The organism is Bacteroidia bacterium, assembly GCA_023228875.1.
In the GTDB taxonomy this organism is placed as follows: Bacteria; Bacteroidota; Bacteroidia; order NS11-12g; family UBA955; genus JALOAG01.
Map to the genome: position 1 here is coordinate 1 of JALOAG010000054.1, position 3,801 is coordinate 3,801.

The 3,801-nt window shown below is 34.8% G+C and carries 9 protein-coding genes; 6 read left to right on the forward strand and 3 right to left on the reverse strand.

From position 1 onward, the window contains the following. The 6 genes from M0R38_13110 to M0R38_13135 form a co-directional block, all read left to right on the forward strand. Positions 1-216: hypothetical protein (locus M0R38_13110; protein ID MCK9482674.1), on the forward strand; the 216-nt coding region annotated here is incomplete at its 5' end. 12 nt (positions 217-228) lie between these two features. Next, positions 229-981, forward strand: coding sequence for a hypothetical protein (locus M0R38_13115; GenBank protein MCK9482675.1), 753 nt, complete (start codon positions 229-231; stop codon positions 979-981). Continuing rightward, positions 978-1,154: a hypothetical protein gene (locus tag M0R38_13120; protein ID MCK9482676.1), complete on the forward strand. Its 177-nt coding sequence runs from the start codon at positions 978-980 to the stop codon at positions 1,152-1,154. The genes M0R38_13115 and M0R38_13120 overlap by 4 nt, the downstream gene beginning before the upstream one ends. A 30-nt stretch (positions 1,155-1,184) precedes the next feature. Beyond that, positions 1,185-1,577 carry a hypothetical protein gene (locus M0R38_13125; protein MCK9482677.1) on the forward strand — a complete coding sequence of 131 codons (393 nt, stop codon included), beginning with the start codon at positions 1,185-1,187 and terminating at the stop codon, positions 1,575-1,577. A gap of 12 nt (positions 1,578-1,589) precedes the next feature. Further along, on the forward strand, positions 1,590-2,069 hold the full coding sequence (locus M0R38_13130; GenBank protein MCK9482678.1) for a D-Ala-D-Ala carboxypeptidase family metallohydrolase: 480 nt from the start codon (positions 1,590-1,592) through the stop codon (positions 2,067-2,069). Then, complete coding sequence (locus M0R38_13135; protein MCK9482679.1) at positions 2,062-2,514, forward strand: RusA family crossover junction endodeoxyribonuclease; 453 nt, start codon at positions 2,062-2,064, stop codon at positions 2,512-2,514. The genes M0R38_13130 and M0R38_13135 overlap by 8 nt, the downstream gene beginning before the upstream one ends. 222 nt (positions 2,515-2,736) lie before the next feature. Here the strand turns inward: M0R38_13135 and M0R38_13140 are convergent, their stop codons facing one another. Genes M0R38_13140 through M0R38_13150 form a run of 3 tightly spaced genes read right to left on the reverse strand, consistent with a single transcriptional unit; the run spans position 2,737 to position 3,606 of the window. Next, entirely contained in the window at positions 2,737-3,138 is a 402-nt protein-coding gene (locus M0R38_13140; protein MCK9482680.1) for a helix-turn-helix domain-containing protein, read from the reverse strand. Further along, the gene (locus M0R38_13145) at positions 3,135-3,320 is read right to left on the reverse strand and encodes a hypothetical protein (protein MCK9482681.1); all 186 of its coding nucleotides are present in this window, start codon (positions 3,318-3,320) and stop codon (positions 3,135-3,137) included. The genes M0R38_13140 and M0R38_13145 overlap by 4 nt, the downstream gene beginning before the upstream one ends. Then, entirely contained in the window at positions 3,307-3,606 is a 300-nt protein-coding gene (locus M0R38_13150) for a hypothetical protein (protein ID MCK9482682.1), read from the reverse strand. The genes M0R38_13145 and M0R38_13150 overlap by 14 nt, the downstream gene beginning before the upstream one ends. Positions 3,607-3,801 lie beyond the last annotated feature (195 nt).

Sequence of the window (3,801 nt, forward strand, 5' to 3'; positions counted from 1 at the left end):
ACATACCAACTGTATGAAATGGATGCTAATCATTACAACTATGCGTATGCTCATTTGTTATACATGATGCAGAATAATAATTTCTATTTAAAAGTAGTAGGCGAGTGTGTGAATGATGAACCTACCGTAATAGCACTTGATGAAATGGTGGTAGAATACTATTCACAAGATATGGTAGAAGAAGAGCAAATAGAAGACATGGACATTCCAGATTAACAGGAGGCATGCTTGATGGATTCAACAATGGTCATAATTTCAGACATTGCAGAAAAGCTTAGCAAGAATTCTGGATTTGATACAGCAAGCATTTTTGTCGTTGTTTCACTGGTAATGTTTACCGGCATTTTCATTTCAATAGGATACAAGGTGTTAATAAGCCAATTTAAAAGGACAGAAGACTTGCTTAAAGCTTTTGAAAGAATAATCTCAGACAAGTTTATCGTGCATCAAGGTTTTTGCATGGAAAGAAACGTTGGCATACAGGAATACTTTAAAGACAATTTTCAATATGTAGATACCATCATGAGTAACATGTTTAATACCTTTGTTGAAATATTAAGCAAAGCAGGGAATTTGTATATTGAAACCTGGCTGGCTTTGGCACTTTTTGAAATAGTAATGGAGTTACATTGCTTAAAGAAAGCAAGCATAATGTACAAAAAAATGAGAGAAAAGGATGCAACAACAGAAGATATAATACAGTCATTGTCGCATGAGTTTAGAGACATTACAGAAAGGGAAAAATCCATACTTGATAAAATATACTACACAAATGGACACAGACTGGGAGAGGAATTTGATGAAATATTAGAAGAAGAAAACTGGGATAATTTCATGGAAAACAAAGTTGGCATGCTAATTCGTAGGCACATTGGCAGGAATTATGAATGGACAACATTAAAAGAGCAAACAGTAACAACTTTTTCTGAGTTTACAAGAAAAGCAAAAGAAAGCATTAAAAGAAAGGGGAGTGAAAAATGAGTAAAGAAGAAACAATAACAAAAGAAAACCATTCAATCAATCAAGACATAATAACAAAAAATAACAAAGAAATTCAAAAGTTAGAAAAGCTTGCAAACAAGTTATCATTGATAATCTTAACAGCATTCCCGCTGGCAATCGTGGCAATAGTAATAAAACTTATAACAAAATAAAAAAATAATGGAAAAATAATGGAGGAAATAATGGAAAACATAATAAGCTATCTCATGCAAAATACAGAAGCATTAACAATGGCAATCGTGGCAATAGTAACAATCATCTATATAATCATACTAAAGAAAGCACCGTCAATAAAAAGCAGTGCTTTAATCAAAGGCTTGTCAGAAAAAACAGTAGAAATTCTGTTGCTTATCTTTAGCCACACAGAGTATAATTATAAAGAATACAATAAAACATTGAAAAGCCCAGTAAAACTTGATGCTACAAAACCTTTGGGGCAACAAAGAATGGACGTGGCAGTACAAGCAATCAAGGAACAATTGCCAAATAGCAAAATCAGCAAGTATGGCTCCTGGCTTAACTTTGCACAATTTGCATACAATATCTTAAAGCCACTATTTAAGAAAGGTAACTAAGGTAATTAAGGTATGCAAGTTACAAAGAATTTCAAGTTCAGCGAGCTAAAAATCACGGGAATAAAATCCATTAATGGCAAGCGGGTAGAAAACAATCCCAAAGAAAGAGAAATAATTAACTTATGTAAATTAACATTCTATCTGTTACAACCTATCAGAGATTTAATAAAAGCACCGCTTGTTATTCAAAGTGCTTTCCGCAGCCCAGCCGTTAACCAGGCAGTTGGAGGTGCTCCTTCCTCTCAGCATATACTGGGGCAGGCTGCGGATATTCATTGCAATACAATCAGCAAGCTTGATTTGTTTAAAATGATTGGCAGCCAGCTTGACTATGACCAGTTAATCTATGAGGTTGACGCAAATTGCTTGCATGTCAGCTATGTTGACAGTGGTGCAAATAGAAGAGAAATAATGATAAGAGGCAAGATAGATAGCAAGCTTGTTTACACATTCTTAACAAAAGAAGAATTGAAAAACCTGCATCATGTTTGAGTTTATCATACCAGGTAAAGCCCAGCCAAAACAAAGACCACGCATTTCAAGAAAGACAAATACAGTTTACACTCCATATGAAACTTTGAAATATGAAAAATTGGTTGGGCTATCCTTTTTACAAAACAAAGGCAAGCGAATTGACGATGGTGCCGTGTCGATAAAGATTGTTTACTGCATGCAGCCACCCAAATCTTGTACAAAAAAGGTAAGGTCAGAAATTCTTGCAGGGAATATTCAACCAACCAAAGCACCTGACCTTGATAATATTGCAAAGTCGATACTGGACGGCTTGAATAAAATCGCTTTTAAAGATGATTGCCAGGTGGTGGAGCTAACAGTGCAAAAAAGGTATTTATTTCATGAAACAGCACCATTTGTGATTGTCTATCTGCAGGAATTGCACAATGTGTCCGAATTAAGCCATAATACCAACAGAGAATAACTTTTGGCAACTTAGCAGGGTAATGAGTATACCTGCCAAATTATCATTCATTAAACCATGTTTAAATTATTTAATTAACATAAATCATTCATCGAATATTCTGTTTTGTATGATTTTTGGCAAAAAAAAGAAACCCCCTCTGTTTAGAAGGGGCTTTAACTGATTTTAAAGAAAAGAATTAATTACATTTAATCATGCCTGTCTTTTTTGTCAAGCTTTTTTTTACATTTCTTGCATTTTTTCTTTTACCTTTTTTCTTAAGCAATAAGTAATCTTCATCCGTGCTTCAGAAACAGTGTTTTCTTGTGAACGTTCAATCTTGCTAATTGTTATATGGTGCAAGCCTGTTTCTTGTGCAAGTTGTTTTTGCGACCAGTTTAATTGCTTTCTAAATGCTGCAATTTCTTTGCCACTTAATACCGGGAATAGTAAAGAATGGTCAACCTCAGGTAGTTTTGAATAGTAATGCTTTAAGATGATTTCATGGTGTGGCTTGAATGGTGCATACCTCTGTGTCCTCTCATAATGGTAAACATGGTACACTGTCAACTGTGCACGTCTTGCCATCTCTTTTGCATCAACACGTGCAAGCATTCTTCTAATTTGGCTGTCAGTGTAATTCATTCATCTCTCCATGCTGTGTAGCTACTGTCGATTGAAACCGCAGCAAAAAAGATAATAAACAATGTTCCAACCGTTTTAATAAATACAAGCGGCTTGAATACCAGCCATGCAGTAATGACAAGAGCATGAAAGATGACTGTCAGAAACAATGCCAACAATTTTTTAAATTTACCCTTCTTCACTTATGCCTCCTTCGGGAATTTCCTCATACTTGATTGTATTAAGAGGAATTGGCTTGTATGAAATAGAAGCATTATGACTGCTGTCTACAAGGCGTATGCGTTCTGCATGCTCTTCATCCTGTGTGTCCCACTCACGTGCAATAAAGAATTTGTGAGGAGCTCTCTTCTTGCAACAAATAAATATTCTTTTGTATCCTTTTTTTCTGAGATGCTTAACAATTTTATCAAAAAAACTTAAAGCTTCCTCTTTCCCTGTCTCGGTTTTTGTTACCTGTAATAATTTCATAATTATTTCCTTTCTATTTGTATATTGATTATAATGACTACTGTACCATCTTTTGATTTAAATTCTTTCATTATTCCTGCTTTCTTCCTGCTTCCTTGTATGATAAAACAATGCCATAAGATTAAACACTGTTGCCAGTAAATGGTTTTCATCTTGCTGTCCTACTTGCCACTGTACATAATGCCTGAGACAACT

Coding starts and splice junctions, on each gene's coding strand:
- M0R38_13120 (MCK9482676.1), top strand. CDS start 978: ATGAGTAAAGAAGAAACAATAACAAAAGAAAACCATTCAATCAATCAA.
- M0R38_13125 (MCK9482677.1), top strand. CDS start 1,185: ATGGAAAACATAATAAGCTATCTCATGCAAAATACAGAAGCATTAACA.
- M0R38_13130 (MCK9482678.1), top strand. CDS start 1,590: ATGCAAGTTACAAAGAATTTCAAGTTCAGCGAGCTAAAAATCACGGGA.
- M0R38_13135 (MCK9482679.1), top strand. CDS start 2,062: ATGTTTGAGTTTATCATACCAGGTAAAGCCCAGCCAAAACAAAGACCA.
- M0R38_13140 (MCK9482680.1), bottom strand. CDS start 3,138: ATGAATTACACTGACAGCCAAATTAGAAGAATGCTTGCACGTGTTGAT.
- M0R38_13150 (MCK9482682.1), bottom strand. CDS start 3,606: ATGAAATTATTACAGGTAACAAAAACCGAGACAGGGAAAGAGGAAGCT.